13 protein-coding genes and 1 other RNA gene are annotated in these 14,358 nt (G+C 55.5%); 4 read left to right on the top strand and 10 right to left on the bottom strand.

Annotated features, from left to right (window positions below; genetic code table 11):
• Positions 1–37 precede the first annotated feature (37 nt).
• Together HQL63_14080 and HQL63_14075 are read right to left on the bottom strand one after the other, a co-directional pair.
• A complete protein-coding gene (locus HQL63_14080; protein ID MBF0177957.1) occupies positions 38–673 on the bottom strand; it encodes a hypothetical protein in 636 nt (211 codons plus the stop codon).
• 80 nt (positions 674–753) lie between these two features.
• On the bottom strand, positions 754–1,653 hold the full coding sequence (locus tag HQL63_14075) for an outer membrane lipoprotein-sorting protein (protein ID MBF0177956.1): 900 nt from the start codon (positions 1,651–1,653) through the stop codon (positions 754–756).
• On the opposite strand from HQL63_14075, the gene HQL63_14070 reads away from it, so the two are divergent.
• Positions 1,652–2,293: a hypothetical protein gene (locus HQL63_14070; protein ID MBF0177955.1), complete on the top strand. Its 642-nt coding sequence runs from the start codon at positions 1,652–1,654 to the stop codon at positions 2,291–2,293. The two genes, HQL63_14075 and HQL63_14070, sit on opposite strands and share 2 nt — an antisense overlap.
• A gap of 191 nt (positions 2,294–2,484) precedes the next feature.
• Here the strand turns inward: HQL63_14070 and rny are convergent, their stop codons facing one another.
• The 6 genes from rny to HQL63_14040 all read right to left on the bottom strand — a co-directional run bounded on the left by rny (position 2,485) and on the right by HQL63_14040 (position 6,115).
• Positions 2,485–4,044 carry a ribonuclease Y gene (gene rny, locus HQL63_14065; GenBank protein ID MBF0177954.1) on the bottom strand — a complete coding sequence of 520 codons (1,560 nt, stop codon included), beginning with the start codon at positions 4,042–4,044 and terminating at the stop codon, positions 2,485–2,487.
• Between the two features lie 80 nt (positions 4,045–4,124).
• Positions 4,125–4,718 (bottom strand): 5-formyltetrahydrofolate cyclo-ligase, encoded by a 594-nt coding sequence (locus HQL63_14060; protein ID MBF0177953.1) that lies wholly within the window; start codon positions 4,716–4,718, stop codon positions 4,125–4,127.
• A gap of 3 nt (positions 4,719–4,721) precedes the next feature.
• Positions 4,722–4,902, bottom strand: a non-coding RNA gene (gene ssrS / locus HQL63_14055) — 6S RNA.
• A gap of 6 nt (positions 4,903–4,908) precedes the next feature.
• Positions 4,909–5,217, bottom strand: coding sequence for a cell division protein ZapA (locus tag HQL63_14050; protein ID MBF0177952.1), 309 nt, complete (start codon positions 5,215–5,217; stop codon positions 4,909–4,911).
• Positions 5,218–5,241: 24 nt separating this feature from the next.
• Positions 5,242–5,610: a hypothetical protein gene (locus HQL63_14045; GenBank protein ID MBF0177951.1), complete on the bottom strand. Its 369-nt coding sequence runs from the start codon at positions 5,608–5,610 to the stop codon at positions 5,242–5,244.
• Positions 5,611–5,929: 319 nt separating this feature from the next.
• Positions 5,930–6,115, bottom strand: coding sequence for a hypothetical protein (locus HQL63_14040; protein ID MBF0177950.1), 186 nt, complete (start codon positions 6,113–6,115; stop codon positions 5,930–5,932).
• A 209-nt stretch (positions 6,116–6,324) separates the two neighbouring features.
• Here HQL63_14040 and HQL63_14035 point away from each other — a divergent pair, with 209 nt between their 5' ends.
• From HQL63_14035 to HQL63_14025, 3 genes are all read left to right on the top strand, one after another.
• The gene (locus HQL63_14035; protein MBF0177949.1) at positions 6,325–7,539 is read left to right on the top strand and encodes a hypothetical protein; all 1,215 of its coding nucleotides are present in this window, start codon (positions 6,325–6,327) and stop codon (positions 7,537–7,539) included.
• Positions 7,540–7,793: 254 nt separating this feature from the next.
• Complete coding sequence (locus HQL63_14030) at positions 7,794–9,944, top strand: HD domain-containing protein (GenBank protein MBF0177948.1); 2,151 nt, start codon at positions 7,794–7,796, stop codon at positions 9,942–9,944.
• 207 nt (positions 9,945–10,151) lie between these two features.
• Entirely contained in the window at positions 10,152–12,164 is a 2,013-nt protein-coding gene (locus HQL63_14025) for a response regulator (GenBank protein ID MBF0177947.1), read from the top strand.
• On the opposite strand, the gene trmB is transcribed toward HQL63_14025, so the two are convergent.
• Both trmB and HQL63_14015 read right to left on the bottom strand, forming a co-directional pair.
• Positions 12,143–12,820 carry a tRNA (guanosine(46)-N7)-methyltransferase TrmB gene (gene trmB / locus HQL63_14020; protein ID MBF0177946.1) on the bottom strand — a complete coding sequence of 226 codons (678 nt, stop codon included), beginning with the start codon at positions 12,818–12,820 and terminating at the stop codon, positions 12,143–12,145. The two genes, HQL63_14025 and trmB, sit on opposite strands and share 22 nt — an antisense overlap.
• A gap of 134 nt (positions 12,821–12,954) precedes the next feature.
• Complete coding sequence (locus HQL63_14015) at positions 12,955–14,115, bottom strand: aldo/keto reductase (GenBank protein MBF0177945.1); 1,161 nt, start codon at positions 14,113–14,115, stop codon at positions 12,955–12,957.
• Between the last annotated feature and the right edge of the window lie 243 nt (positions 14,116–14,358).

Genomic DNA, 14,358 nt, shown 5'->3' with positions numbered 1-14,358 from the left:
GAAGCACGATTAGCGTTGAAAAAATGATGTTTCTCGGCTATCTAAGCGCCATTGGAGAGAGGCCCGTCTCCGCAAGCCACTCCTGAAATTTTGCTATGGCGATGGGGTCTTCATTGGGGTTGATGAACGGGTGTTCATCAAACTCCTGTTGGGTCATGGTGAACCGTCGGTCGATATAGATGAACTCGTTTTTATTTTTTTCCGGATCACTCTCCCTATCATCGCCAAAGCGAAAAGGATGGTGCAAGCTCAGGTAACGCCGTTTGCCTTCACCCAGTGGTTTTTGAAAAGCGAACAGGACGGCACGTTGAATCCGGCTGGCATAGAAAGGGAGCGTCACATTGATGTTGGCAGGCCTGGTTTGGATACCAGGGGGGTGTTCCTGCATAAACTTTTCTGCTTCAACCTTGTTGCCCATGGGTGCAATGAAGATGCGTGCGGAGTGCTGAGGATGCACAACGACACTCAACGAATCCAACAGGTGGCTGCGGATGAATCCCAGAAGCTTGGCGCCGTAAGGAAGAGCAAGCCGTTTGTCAGGATTTTCCCTGACGAGTTTACCCAACTCAGACATGAGGATGGGCTCCCCTGTCTTCTGGAAAAACATGCTCACTGTTTCGACCAGAAAGTCGGCCAATTTATTGGACTCACCCTGCACGATGGCACCCTCCATGAATGGTACGGTATCATGCTCAAAGTTTACACAACAAGCCAGGATGATCATAATACGACTTAAACCATGGTATCCATACCTTACTTTTCCTGCAAAAAATAATCCCTGATTTTACTCAAGGCCGTTTTATCAAACAGCGTATCCGGGATATCCGTGGGTTGCACATCTCCATAGCGCAAGGTTGATGTGTACTCAGGATTCAGGGCATTGGTGGTTTCCAGGAGTGACGGACGCATGGGGCCATCCCGAAAGTGTTGCATCTGCGTGTAGCGGATGGTCTTGATCAACGTATGGTTGGGACCATACTGGGTAACCTCCCGGGGCAGTTTGAACGCCTTGTCCACCACCATGCTGACTTGTGCATAGGGAACCCATGGCCATTTTGGCGTCAGTTCGAGGTACCAGTTGGCCTGATCTTCCCGGGCCAGTCTGGCCTGGAATTCCGTATGGTAGTCCAGGTGCAGGAGATCTTCGTTGTTGAAGAGTCCGCCCCCGATGAAGGTTCTGACGAGACCCTCCTGTTGCATCTCCACCTTGCGGTTGGGGATGCGCAGCCAAAGCTCGCCACCCGAGCGGAAGGCCGTCACGCCCTGCACGGTGTCGGGAGCGATGATCATGGCCACCAGACGGTCACCCCCCTTTTTGGCGATGGTGAACACCACGGGGGCATCTTCCTTTGCTCCCCGCCGGTTGACCACCCGGATGACCATGATTTGGGAATCGGCCCCCATGGCCTGATCCACCTCCTGAAGGATTTCATCGGGTTCGGCTGTCTGCCCGACTCCAACCCAGGAGAAGCACAGCCAGGAGAGGAGCCATGCAGCAAGCGGCAGGAACGAACCTATTTTGCCAGAAAAGCGGTTCATCAGGAAAAAAATTTGCTTCTTCATGATCATTCCGTAATATTCGCCCAGTCGTTGATTTGATCGATCCAGACCATTCTGTTCGACTGTTCCCATACCAACTCGGATTTTATCCATGTGGACTCTTATTGTAGCATTTGGCTTCATCGCCCTCTGGCTTGGGATCGTTTATGGCATCTTGTTGCCAAAGATTCGTAGAAACAAGGCAATGAGTGCGCTTCAAAAATGCTCTCCCTTTTTGCTGCCGCCATTTTCCCGGGAACTGGACAAACCCCAACCGGTCGCGGGACGGAACAAGGAGACGTTGTTGCACCAGGTGAATCTTTTTCGTCTAACCTGCACCTGCCACAGGTTTCGCACGCGGCGGGGATTTTTTCCCGACCAGGATGTGCGCCGACTGTGCTACCACCTGCGCCAGGAGATCAAGCGCCAGGGCCTTTTGGATCGTTTCGATGCCCTGAGCCAGAGTATCATCGAGGATGGGGTACGCGACAGATGCTACATGCGTACAAACGTTTTGGGAAGCGTCGTGGGGTTTGGTGCAACACCCAAGCAAAAGTCTGTTCGCGTCTATGCCCGGCAGCACGGTGCATCCGACCCTGCGGAAGGCTCCCCCAGTGGACCTTACGGCAGGTTTTTGTTCGACACTGCCCAAAAAAAATGGGTCAACGACGAAGCCCCTTTTGGGGCGGAGGTCATTGCACGTGAGGCTCTGGAGTTTTGGCAGGGTGTCGTTGCGGACACATCCAGCGAGTAGATCGGAAAACCGGAGCAACGACCAGGGCAAGCGCTTTTGAAACGGGCATACCCATGGTGCGCCGTGGTGCGATGGTTACCGTTTGGGTCCATCATGGCCGAAAGGGTGATCAAGGCCCGAAACATCATGTGCGCTCAAGCAGGTTGGCACACAGGGGGCCAGCACCCTGAATCCGATGCGTCGGGTTGGCTTCAGTGGGCGATTTCTGTCGTGCGGACCTCGCGAATGACCGTAATCTTGATTTGACCAGGGTAGGTGATTTCGTTTTCGACCCGGGTGGCGATCTCCTTGGCCAACAGAATGGAACCCTCATCGTTGACACGGTCCGATCCGACAATGACGCGAACCTCGCGACCGGCCTGGATGGCATAGGCTTTTTCGACACCCTGGAAATCCGTGCAGATGTGTTCGAGAGCCTCCAGGCGTTTGATGTAGGTTTCGACGTTTTCCCGCCGTGCCCCTGGCCTGGCCGCAGAGAGAGCATCGGCTGCGTTGGTCAGAGGTCCATAAACCGATGCCGGTTCCACATCGAAGTGATGGGACCAGATGGCATTGCTGACCACACTGCTCTCCTTGAATTTTTTGGCCAGTTGGCCACCGATGACAGCATGCGATCCGGGGGTTTCGTGATCCACGGCCTTGCCGATGTCGTGCAACAATCCACAGCGTCTGGCGATATGGCCATCCAGGCCGAGTTCCTCCGCCATGATGCCGGCGAAGTAACCGACCTCGATGGAGTGACGCAGGACATTCTGGGTGTAGGAGGTGCGAAACTTCAGCGTGCCCAGCAGGCGGATGATCTCGGGATGCACGCCATGGATCCCCAGGTCGAAGATGGCCTGCTCGCCGGCCTCACGGATCTCGTTGTTGATCACTTTGCGCACCTTGCGCACCACCTCTTCGATGCGGGCTGGATGGATTCGGCCATCGGTGACCAACTCCTCGATGGCGCGTTTGGCAACCTGGCGCCGGACAGGATCGAAACCGGAAACCACCACGGCCTCCGGGGTGTCGTCGATGATCAGATCGCAGCCGGTTGCGGCTTCCATGGCGCGGATATTACGGCCCTCCCGGCCAATGATGCGCCCTTTCATGTCGTCGTTGGGCAGTGCCACGACGGAGACGGTGTTCTCTGCGACATATTCACCGGCGTAACGCTGGATGGCCGTGGCGATGATCTCACTGCTGCGTTTTTTGACTGTACGTTTGGTTTCTTCTTCGATTTGTTTGAGCTGACGTGCGGATTCCCGTCGTGCATCTTCGCGGATTTCGTTGGTCAACTGCACCCGGGCATCCACCATGGACATTTGCGACACCTCCTCCAAACGTCGCAACACCGATGCTTTCAGCTCCTGATAGTGGGCCGACTCGGCAGCGACATTTTCTCGATCCTTCTCGACCTGGACCAGGCGTCGCTCCAACTCGGCGTCGCGTTTGTCGAGTTGCTCGATTTTTCGGTCCAGCACCTCTTCACGTTTGTCCAACCTTTTTTTCTGCTGGCTTACTTCCCGCTGGCGTTCATTGTATTCACGTTCCAGCTCTTCTTTGTAGCGCAGCCGGGCATCCTTGTCGCGCAACTCCGTCTCGCGTTCGAGAATGCGCACCCGATTTTCGGCATTTTCTTGAATTTTACGGGTTTTTTCTTCCTGTCCTTCCTGCTCGAGGAGAAGCTGCTGGCGTTGTTTGAGCAGGAGGTACGCCGGCAGGGCCGCTCCGGCCAGGAGTCCCAACACGAGCATAAAAAGGTTCATGACCATATTCCAGTCTCCCTTCCCCACGGGACGAAAGCCACACGCGGGGGGTCAGGCATGATTGTTCCAGACTGGCCGATTCAGGATGACGGAGATGCTGCCGACAGGATGATCTCCCGTTCTGTCACCACTCCATCCAACCGAACATCCAAGGGATCCTGAGGAAGTGTCGCCACCTCCTGGAACCCGTAGGCCAGCCCTATCAGAGGCGGTCGGGGGTGCGCTTCCAGGAACCGGTCGAAAAAACCGCCCCCGTATCCCAAACGCGCCCCGCGTCGATCAAATCCCACCAACGGCAGAAACAGGAGATCCAGACCTCCTGGTGTATCGATGGCGGGGTCGTGGGCATCCGGCACGGGTTCAGGGATGCCAAACGCCCCCCCATGGAGGGGTGTTTCCTCTTGATACCGCACAAACTGCATGGACTTTTTCTGCCGATTGGTCACCGGCAGGAAGACGCGCTTGCCCCAACGCAAGGCGCTTGCGAGCAGATACGAGGTGTCAACCTCGTTGTCGATCGGCAGGTACAAACCGATTGAGCATGCCTGCCGGTACACGGAGAGGGCCGACACCCGCACGCACACCCGGCGACTCAGGTGCGACACACCCCGCACAGTCAGACGTTGCCGCCGATCCCGCAACTGCCGCCGCAGAGCCGATTTGCTGTCAGTCAAGAGTAGACCCCCGCCGGTGCCGTGGGATTGCAACCTCTCGAACCCTATCGATCAAGTTGGATCTCTGGGTAACCGCTTCCGGCAACTCCCGGGGGAGTTACACTCCACGGCCAGAGCAAAGATCCCAGGTTCAGAAGTATCGGCTCAGGAGGATGTAGAATCCTCACGCACACCGCAGGGGACGATAACTCTACTCCTCTTCAAGCAAACGATCAGCTGCGACAATCAGCCGCTGAACACGCTCAACAAAACCCGCATCCAAATCCGAACCTTCCGACCCGGCAACCCGACCCTCTTTCTGCAACTGGAAAAGGGTGTCGGCGATGCCCAACGCCGCCATGATGGCGACCCGATCAACGGAAGAGCTGGCGGAGTAGCGGTGCATTTTCTTCATGGTCTCGTCGACAAAAACAGCCAAATCGTGAACGTACTCCCTCCCGACATCCGTTTTCAATCTGAAAACATGACCCTGAATTCTCACCTCGACGGACTCGGACATGGCTTCGTGACCCTGTCACGGTGGTCAGGCTTGTGTTTCTGCCGCATTGAACCGGGTGAGAAGCGCCTCGATGCGCGTGATGGTTTGACCCTTCTCCTGTTGCAAATCCGCCACCAGACGGTTCAACCGCTCGACTTCGCCCTGGACCTCGGCTATTTGGTGGTCACGCTGCTGAGTTTGCTCTCGCAGTTGCTGATTCTCCTGACGGAGGGCACGAAGACTCTGGGAGACGGACTCCCAGCGCTGCTCCAAGGCGGCAAGAAGATCGCTCCCGGACGGGGCGTCACCTCCCGCATGGCTGCCTTCCCCCTCTCCTGCCCCCTGCTGATCCTGGGGCTTGTGCTCGCTCCAAAAACCGCCCTGAGCCGGAGTTTCTGCGGAGTGCTCATCCATGTTCGGCTATTCCTTGTTCCTTATGTCAGTCCGTTCCAGCGTTGCCGACGCTTCCAGACACCACCGACCCCAGCCGCCAAAAACACAGCGACCGACGCGGCCCCTCCACACGTTCTCTGGGTAATTCTAGGTTGGTGGCATCCCAGGTGTCAAGACTCCCTCCCGAATGTCGACGACAAATTGTCATTTCCGACACCTCGGCATGTGGTTGGTCGCTTGCCAATGACTGTCCGGCACCCGGCAACGCATCGGGATCCAGGGGGCTGGTTCTCCCGCCAAAAGGCTGCCGCAGGGTTGCAGCTGCATTTTTCCGGTGTGCTCAGTGGGGCTGAGGGTGAGACATGGGTTTGATCCTGTCATGCCACCAGGCGCGGACGAGTTCCTCCGGAATTTCCAGCTCCTTGGCCAAAACCCGGATGGAGAGGAAGGTACGGAGTTCCTCTTCAACGGGATCGATAAAGGGCCAGAACCAGTTGTTGGGTTGAGCTTGGCCATTCCGGATCATAGGACACACCCTTTTGTAAAGATTGAGATCGGTAGTCGGAATTTTCTGCAAATTTGTTGCAAAAAACATACCATAAAGTTGCCGGGTAGTGAATCGTTACCTTGCTTTTTGGGTAACGATTCATCACCCTTGTCAAGAGAAGACTTTGACACGAATCATTTTGCCGGGTCCGCTTGTCGTTGCAGGCAGTCGATCTTTGAGGTTGGGGTATGATTTTTCTGAAAACTCTTCTGGATTTTCCCGATGATATAAAATTCTACCTCCTTGGATCGGATACCTATACGCTCCTGACCGGGGCCCTTCTGGCCAAATTGAATAAAAATAAAAATTGCCTCGGCACGATCCCCTCACCTGTCGCTGCGACAGACCAACACGCCGCGATACTCGTTTCCGATAAAAATTGGGCAGCCATCCTGAACGATTTGACACAAAACGGTGTTTCCGACCACACTGTATTCCTTTGTATCTATGTGGAAAACTGTATTTTTGGTTTGTATGACCTCTGGAAAGATCACCCGGAAGGCATTGTCCGGGGCACTGACGGCAACATGACATGCGATACCCATATCATCATATCCAGACTGCTGGAAACCAAAAGCACGCTTTGCAGGACAGACAGTGGCGGCATCTCCATCCACTCCGACGCCATGAATATCTACTTGAAGGATCATTGGCTGAAACATACCGATTCGATTATGGAAGTTGCAGCCAATCTGCAAGATGCTGTCAGCAAAAAAATTTACATGTGTCTATTTGTTTACAATTTCAACGATATGGTATCACTGTATCGTGAGCGCATGTTCCAACCACTAAAATATGTGGATTGCTCCATCATCAGAAAGGGCGATGTGATTCTTGATTGCGGTATTGCCGAAGGGGGAGAAATCCCACCCTTTTTGGCCCTGATCGGCAAAGAGGGACAATTGCACTGCGTTGATCCCCTCGGATTCCGCTTTTTGTGTGAGCATGCCAGAAACACCCTTGCCCAACATCAGGAACAGGTGTTTCTGCACGAGGTGGCCTTGTCGGAAGACGGTACTCTCCTGCCGATGGCGTTCGATGGGCGAAACATGGACTTGCGGCCAGTCCTGCATGGACACAGCGATGGATTGCAACTGCACGGTTGCCCCAGCAAAACCATCGATCAACTGGTGGCGGAGATCGGTCTTGAACGTCTTGATCTGATCAAGTTGAGCTTGTGCGGGTCAGAGGTTTTGGTCATGGATGGGGTGCTCCGCCTCATGGAAAAATTTCGTACTCAAGTCATTATATGCATCTCCTACCAGGTTGCCGATCTTTGGAATATTCCTCTTTATTTTATGGAGAAAATTAAAAATTACCAATTTTTCGTCCGGCATTACAGTTTTGGACGCTATGAAACGTTCCTGTTTATGATTCCTGAAGAAAAATCAGGCATGGATTAAGGGCGCCTGATGGTGATGGTGATAGGAAAGGAGATGAATAGTTGCCAGACAGGAAGATCCAGAGATCGAGGTCAGGAGAGTGGGGATCCAAGACTGTAAACAACCACAATGAGGTGAATGCGGGGGGCATTCGATGAGTACAGGTTCTGTCATGCACGCTTGTGCGCTGCCGAGGTTGCCGGCAGCGAATCGGACTCTGCCGGGGTCGTTGGCCGCAGGTCGGCGGGTTCACCGGATGAAGACGGGGGCTGGGCATGCGTGAGCCCAGGATTGATTTCATCGATCTGGTGCAGTCCCTCACCCTGGCCCTGGACCTGGTCGACAAGGGGCTTGTCCGGCATCACGTTCGTGTGGCCTATATCGCCAAAAGCCTGAGCAAGATGGGTGACCTGAATCGCAAACAGGAAAATGATGTCTTTGTCGCCAGCCTGCTGCACGACCTGGGAGCGGTGTGGACGGATGACCGGTCCGAGTTTTTTCACTACAAGCTGCACCATCCCCATCGCCACGCCGAAGTGGGTTACCAGCTTCTGCATGACTTCGACCTGTTTGAACATCCGGCAACGATTATCCGCCATCACCACGTTTGTTGGGAAGATGGCGCCGGCCACCGTTTTTGCGACCAGAAGGTGCCTTTTGAAAGTCATGTCATCCACCTGGCTGACCGCGTGGATGTGCTGATCGACTACCAATCCGACATCCATCCCCAGATTGAACATGTCTTGACCACCGTCAAGGGAGATTGTCCCGACCTTTTCCACCCACTGGTGGTGGATTGGTTTACCCGTCTTGTGCAGCGGGATGATTTTTGGTTTGAATTGACCTCGCCAGACCTCTCCCACATTCTGCGCCGTTGGGTCAAAGGCTATGAAATCGACCTGACACACAATATTCTGGCCTCATTCGCCCATCTTTTGTCTCAGTTGGTTGATTTCCAGAGCCGTTTTACCTCCACGCACTCGCAGGGTGTGGCGGCAGTGGCGGAATCCATAGCCCGCATCATCGGATTTTCAGGGAGCGAGTGTCGAAAGATAGCCGTCGCCGGGCTTTTGCACGATGTCGGAAAATTGGCTATTCCACGCGAATTGCTGGAAAAAAACGGCGCCTTGAGCAGCGCTGAATTCAACATCATCAAATCCCATACCTATCACACGATGCGGATTCTGGAGCCGATCCAAGGTATCGATGAAGTCATTCAGTGGTGCGTATTCCATCACGAAAGGTTGAATGGGTCCGGTTATCCTTTTCGCAAGGTTGCCGAGGAGTTGCCGTTTGCAGCCCGCATCGTGGCGGTTGCCGACATTTTCACCGCCCTTTCCGAGGATCGGCCTTACCGACTTGGCATGTCCGAAATGAAGGTCAGGGACATCTTTGCCGAACAAGTCGAAAACGGCTTGCTGGATGGCAAGGTCGTGCATGCCCTCGTCGATCATTACGACGCCGTCAACGAGGAGCGGCTTGCGGCGCAGCGCCAAGCGCACAGTCAGTACCAGGAGTTCACCGAACGAATCAAGGAGTTTGATTTTTGGAGCCGGAGTCTTGACCATCTGTCGGCCAACGTCGAAAGCGGACAAGCCCTCGACGTGTCGATCCGAAGACAGTTTGTCAACATCAGGTCGATCCTCGGGCAGACTCTTTCCGACCATGCGGCAATGATCATCGACAAGCGCATTGTCGTCACCAATACGTTATCCGAGTATTTTCGCCTGTTTGCCGACCCGGTATTGCTCAAGCAGGTGGTATTGGAAATCATGGCCTATGCGCTCCATTATTGCGGCCAGGAGGATGCACTGCGTATCCACCACCAGGATGTGACTGCCGGGTTATCCGGCTTTGCCATTACCATCGCTGGTCCTTCAGGAACGAAATCCGGTGCCGGGAGTTGTCATGTCCATGGGGATGGGAAGGTTGCAGAGTCGCACCTTCCTACCGGACCGCAAAATCTCTACCTGGCCCGCCGGATTTTGGCATCACACCAGGGTTCCCTGCAAATCATTCCCGATCAGGCCTCCGGGTTTACCATGGTGGTCCGCCTGCCCCGTGTGCAACCCACCGTCATGATTGTGGACGACGATCCCGACCTGCTGAAGTTCATGGTCAAAAAGCTCGAAGCCATGGAACTTTCAGTGACAGGGTTGGACTCCAGTCAGGAGGCCTACAGGCGCCTGCTCGATGGCTTGCAACCCCATCTGCTCATTGCCGATGTCTTCATGCCCGACCTGGATGGTTTTCAGCTTCTGGAAGCAGCCCACAGCAGTGGCAGAGATATTCCCGTCATCCTTGTGACTGCGGATGAATCACGCGCGACTCGGGAAAAAGCCTTTCAACTCGGTGCCGCCGATTTTGTGACAAAGCCTATCGTGCTTCACGATTTCATTCCAAGGGTGAGAAAACACTTTGGTTGAGCTTGACGATTCAGCTGGTCATGGTCAGGTGTTGGATCGTTGCGCTGTTTGCGGATTTGGTGACAGGATCATCAGGCATTCATGCATCGAGTTGTGGTAGCATGACCTCCCAGGGTACCTGCTGACAAGACCGGTCCCCCTGGAAGGCGCTTTGGCGCCATGCGCTCGACAGTGGTGCGCGAGAAGAGGCATGTTGATAGGGTCATCATGAAAATTCGTAACAAGATTTTGTCATTACACATCATCATGGCCATCTTTCTGCTTGCTGCCGCCATGGCTTTCGAGTTTTTGTCCCACCATCTGAAAAGTGGATGGGACATGCTGGAATGGCGCACCGTGCCGGTGGTGCGCGAACTTTCGGAGCTGCACGGCTATGCCCTCAACCTGTTTGCTTCCACCAACCGTATCCTTTTGCTACGGCGCGTGCCTGACAATGTTGTCCAGGTGCCCACCCAACCTCAGGGTGACAGGTTCGACCTGGAGCACGAAGTCGAGGAGCAACGCGAAACCGTAAAGGAGTTGCGTGCGCATATCATGGCCTACCAAAAGTTAGTGGAGGAGTATTTCCCCAACGAGCAGATGTTTTTGCAGGACATTCGCACCCACGCCGAGACGCTGATCCAGTTGAGTGAGAAGCTTTTGGGGTCGGATGGTCTCCTGAATGGGACGCTGCAAAGCGAGGAACACACATTCGAGGCCATCAACCATCGGCTTGACAAGATCATCCGACGCGCCATCGACAAAGAGATGGATGAACTGGTCGAGCACCGGGAGACCCTCACCCGTGCGCTGGATGTTCTCTCCAGGCTCACCTGGTGGTCCTGTTTGTTGTTGATCGTTGTGGGTGGCTTGTTGAGCGTGTTGGTTTTCACCTCGATTATTCGTCCCATCCGGGCGCTGGGGTCCGCCTCCACGGATGTTGCCAAGGGGCATTATGATCTCTCCATCCGTGCGCACCATCAGGATGAGATCGGCGATTTGATCCAGGCTTTTTTGACCATGGCCCGTTTGCGTCAGCAGGCTGAAACCGATTTACGCACGGCCAAGGAGAATGCCGAGGCTGCCAACCAGGCCAAATCCACCTTCCTGGCCCACATGAGCCATGAAATTCGTACCCCCATGAACGCGGTGATCGGCATGACGGAGCTGTTGGTCGGAACATCCCTCTCCCCGGAACAGCGCCAATATCTCTCCATCCTCAATCGGGCGGGAGAGGGACTGATGATCTTGATCAACAACATTCTGGATCTTGCCAAGATCGAGGCGGGTCAACTGGCGCTGGAAAAGGCCCCAGTGGTTCTGGCAGACCTGCTCCAAAGGGTGGTGGAAATTCTCTACCTGGCGGCGCAGGCCAAAGGTGTCGTGGTCACTTGGCACATGGATGCCGACGTGCCGGCTCGTGTTTTGGGCGATGGCCAGCGTTTACATCAAATCTTGCTCAATCTTGCAGGCAATGCCGTCAAATTTACCCGGCATGGCCATGTGCAACTGACCGTGAGCCGGGCCACGGAAAAGGCGTACCTGCAATTTTCCGTGGTGGATACCGGTATCGGCATTCCCCAGGAGATGCTCCAGACCATCTTCGATCCATTTGTCCAGAGTGACCCTTCAACCACCCGTCGTTTTGGCGGTTCCGGGTTGGGGCTGGCCATTTGCAAAGAATTGGTCAGGCAGATGGATGGCCACATCTGGGTCAAAAGTGTGGAGGGGAATGGCAGTACGTTTTCCTTCAAGGCCCAGTTTCCCATCGTTTCCGAGCCTGAACCGGCGATATCGGCTGCCCCACTTCCAGACTCTGAAAAGACCCGGCACACCTCGGGTACGGAAAGTTTGTCCATTTTGTTGGCGGACGATGCGGAAGATAATTTGATCCTGATCAAAGCGTTTCTGGCCTCCACGCCGCACCGTCTCGATATGGCGGCCCATGGTGAAGAGGCGGTGCAAAAATTTTGCAGCCAGGCGTATGATCTGGTCTTGATGGACATTCAGATGCCAGTCAAGGATGGCTACGCCGCCACGCGGGAGATCCGCCAGTGGGAGCGGGAACAAGGCCGGTCTCCCACCGCCATCATTGCCTTCACCGCGCACGCCTTGCGGGAAGACAAGGAGATGGCCATGGCCGCCGGATGCACGGATTACGTCACCAAGCCGGTTCGCAAACAACGCCTGCTGGAAGTTGTGGCAGAGGTGGCCCGGGGTCAATCCAAACGCCGCTCATAGGCCAAATGAAGGGCTGGGCGCCCGGCCTGATGGCCCTTTTGTTGAAAGCGGGTCACGATCCACTCCTCAGGCGGGGGGGATGGACCTCCGACAAAAGCGGGATGGGCACCGAGGATGGTTTCCATCCATGCAGCATACTCCTGCCAGTCGGTTGCCAGGGTAAGACGACCGCCGGGGCGTATTTTCATGGCCAGGAGGTCAAGAAACTCCGGTTGAATCAGACGACGCTTATGGTGGCGTTTCTTGGGCCACGGGTCGGGAAAATTGACGATCACCCGGTCGATGGCGTTGTCGGGCAACATGTCGCGCAGGATCGGGTGGGCATGACCGCGAACCACCCGGACATTGTGCCGACCAGCCAGATCCAGCTTGCGGGTCAGAGAGGCGATGCCTTCAAGAAAGACCTCGACACCGACCATGGCATCTTGTGGGTGGCGCTCGGCGATGTGCGCCAGATAGTCGCCGTTGCCAAAACCGATCTCCACCCACAACATTCCGCTGGTCGCAGCACGCCCCCATTGCCGTAAAAACGTCTCCCGTTCAGAGCGGGGTTCCAGATGATAGCGCGACAGGGTCTCTTCCAACTGTGCCCGTTGCACCTGGGTGAGGTGACCCTGCTTGCGGCCATGGGTTTTGAAGCGAAAAGCATCGTTCATGATATGCGTTCAACCTGGATATGAAAGCCTTTTTCAGGGCTTCGCCCCGAACCCCACCAGGACGCCGTCTTAGGCCCTGCCAGGGAGCCAGCTCCCTGAACCCCAATGTGTTGCCGGGCGTGCATGGTTACCGCTTATGGATCATCCCTCGTTTCACCATCCAGCAGGCGATGTGCCGTCAAGAGCCGTTCCGGGATGGCCACCCCGGCTGGGCAACGGGGCAGGCAGTCACCACAGCGCGTACAAGCCACCCCCTTGGCGCCGGGAACCCAACGATTGTCTGGCTGCATGTTGCCGTAGCGATAGCGGCCAAACTCAACCATGTCATAACACTCCGCCAGTTTCAGAAGCCGCATCATTTCGGGAATTTCAATCTTTTCCGGACAGGGAAGGCATCTTTGGCACAAACCGCGACATCTTTCCAGGTCCGAATTCCGCACCGCAGCCTGCAAACGGGCCTCGGCGGCCCGCTCTTCGGCGCCCCAGAAGGGTTTGGGCGCGAGCGTTTGCAGATGTATGCCCATCTGGGCGGGTTCGCTTAAACCGATGCTCATGGTGTGTATTTCAGGATGGGCCAACAACCACCGTTCGTTGAAGTTGACCGGGTGCAACGGGGCGGTGAGGCGCTGCAATCGTTGGGGAGGTTGATAGAGCAACCCCCCTTTGTCGTTGGGCGAAATGATGAAAACCCCCATGCCCAAAGCTGCGGCCAGGGCTATTGCCGGCCCGTTTGCGGGGTGAAAGTAGTAATAGTGGACATTGAAAAAATCAAAAGCGTTTGTGCTCAGGGTTCGCAACATCAGCGACAGGGGGGCATGGGATGAAAACCCCAGATGCCCGATCAATCCCTCGTTGCGGGCCTGTTCGAGGACAGCCAAGCATCCACGCGGCCCAAAAGTCCTTTGATAATCGAGTTCGTTGTTGATCCCATGCAAGGCAAAGAGATCCAGACGGTCCACCCCCAGGCGGCGCAAGGTTCGTTCCAGATTTTCCCGCATGGCCTCCGGGGTGGCGGTGGGCGCCCCTTTGCCTTCGAGGAGAGAGCGGCCCCGCAAGGAAGGGGGCACATGACGCAAGGCATGTCCAATCAACGCCTCGCTCTTGGGGTAGCCCTGGGCCGTCTCAATCAGATTGCACCCTGCCTCAAGGGCAGCCACAACCACCTGATGGGCATTTTCCAGGCTCTCATCCGGCAGTTCGTCCGCCGGCTGGTCCCAGACGCGCAGAAAGCGCATGCCCCCCAGGGTAAAAACGGATACCTGTAGACCGGTGCGACCAAAGGATCGATATTCCATAACCCGACAAGGTGCAAAAGATGTGACGATGGATGCCTCACAATCCAGGAGCTGGCACGGGCCCCATTCTGACTCCATGCCATGACGCATGGGAAGGTTTCATCACAGGGAACCATTCAGTGCAGCGCCCCATAGGCGCTAACCCACAATTTCCTGGCCATGGCCATCGTTCGGCCATGTCAACGAAGCGGGGTCCAGCAACTGTCTTGACTGTCAAGCAGTTTCTGCCAGGGGGGGTGTCCA

The sequence above is a fragment of the Magnetococcales bacterium genome, from assembly GCA_015231175.1.
GTDB lineage: Bacteria > Pseudomonadota > Magnetococcia > Magnetococcales > DC0425bin3 > HA3dbin3.
The sequence above is the reverse complement of the archived record's forward strand: the minus strand, read 5'-3'. Positions and strand labels throughout refer to the sequence as shown.

What these genes read in the sequence shown, in the direction of transcription:
- HQL63_14045 (MBF0177951.1), bottom strand. Translation starts at nt 5,610, where the DNA reads ATGGATGAGCACTCCGCAGAAACTCCGGCTCAGGGCGGTTTTTGGAGC.
- trmB (MBF0177946.1), bottom strand. Translation starts at nt 12,820, where the DNA reads ATGAACGATGCTTTTCGCTTCAAAACCCATGGCCGCAAGCAGGGTCAC.
- HQL63_14025 (MBF0177947.1), top strand. Translation starts at nt 10,152, where the DNA reads ATGAAAATTCGTAACAAGATTTTGTCATTACACATCATCATGGCCATC.
- HQL63_14015 (MBF0177945.1), bottom strand. Translation starts at nt 14,115, where the DNA reads ATGGAATATCGATCCTTTGGTCGCACCGGTCTACAGGTATCCGTTTTT.
- HQL63_14070 (MBF0177955.1), top strand. Translation starts at nt 1,652, where the DNA reads ATGTGGACTCTTATTGTAGCATTTGGCTTCATCGCCCTCTGGCTTGGG.
- HQL63_14030 (MBF0177948.1), top strand. Translation starts at nt 7,794, where the DNA reads ATGCGTGAGCCCAGGATTGATTTCATCGATCTGGTGCAGTCCCTCACC.
- HQL63_14080 (MBF0177957.1), bottom strand. Translation starts at nt 673, where the DNA reads ATGGAGGGTGCCATCGTGCAGGGTGAGTCCAATAAATTGGCCGACTTT.
- HQL63_14050 (MBF0177952.1), bottom strand. Translation starts at nt 5,217, where the DNA reads ATGTCCGAGTCCGTCGAGGTGAGAATTCAGGGTCATGTTTTCAGATTG.
- HQL63_14040 (MBF0177950.1), bottom strand. Translation starts at nt 6,115, where the DNA reads ATGATCCGGAATGGCCAAGCTCAACCCAACAACTGGTTCTGGCCCTTT.
- HQL63_14035 (MBF0177949.1), top strand. Translation starts at nt 6,325, where the DNA reads ATGATTTTTCTGAAAACTCTTCTGGATTTTCCCGATGATATAAAATTC.
- HQL63_14075 (MBF0177956.1), bottom strand. Translation starts at nt 1,653, where the DNA reads ATGGATAAAATCCGAGTTGGTATGGGAACAGTCGAACAGAATGGTCTG.
- rny (MBF0177954.1), bottom strand. Translation starts at nt 4,044, where the DNA reads ATGAACCTTTTTATGCTCGTGTTGGGACTCCTGGCCGGAGCGGCCCTG.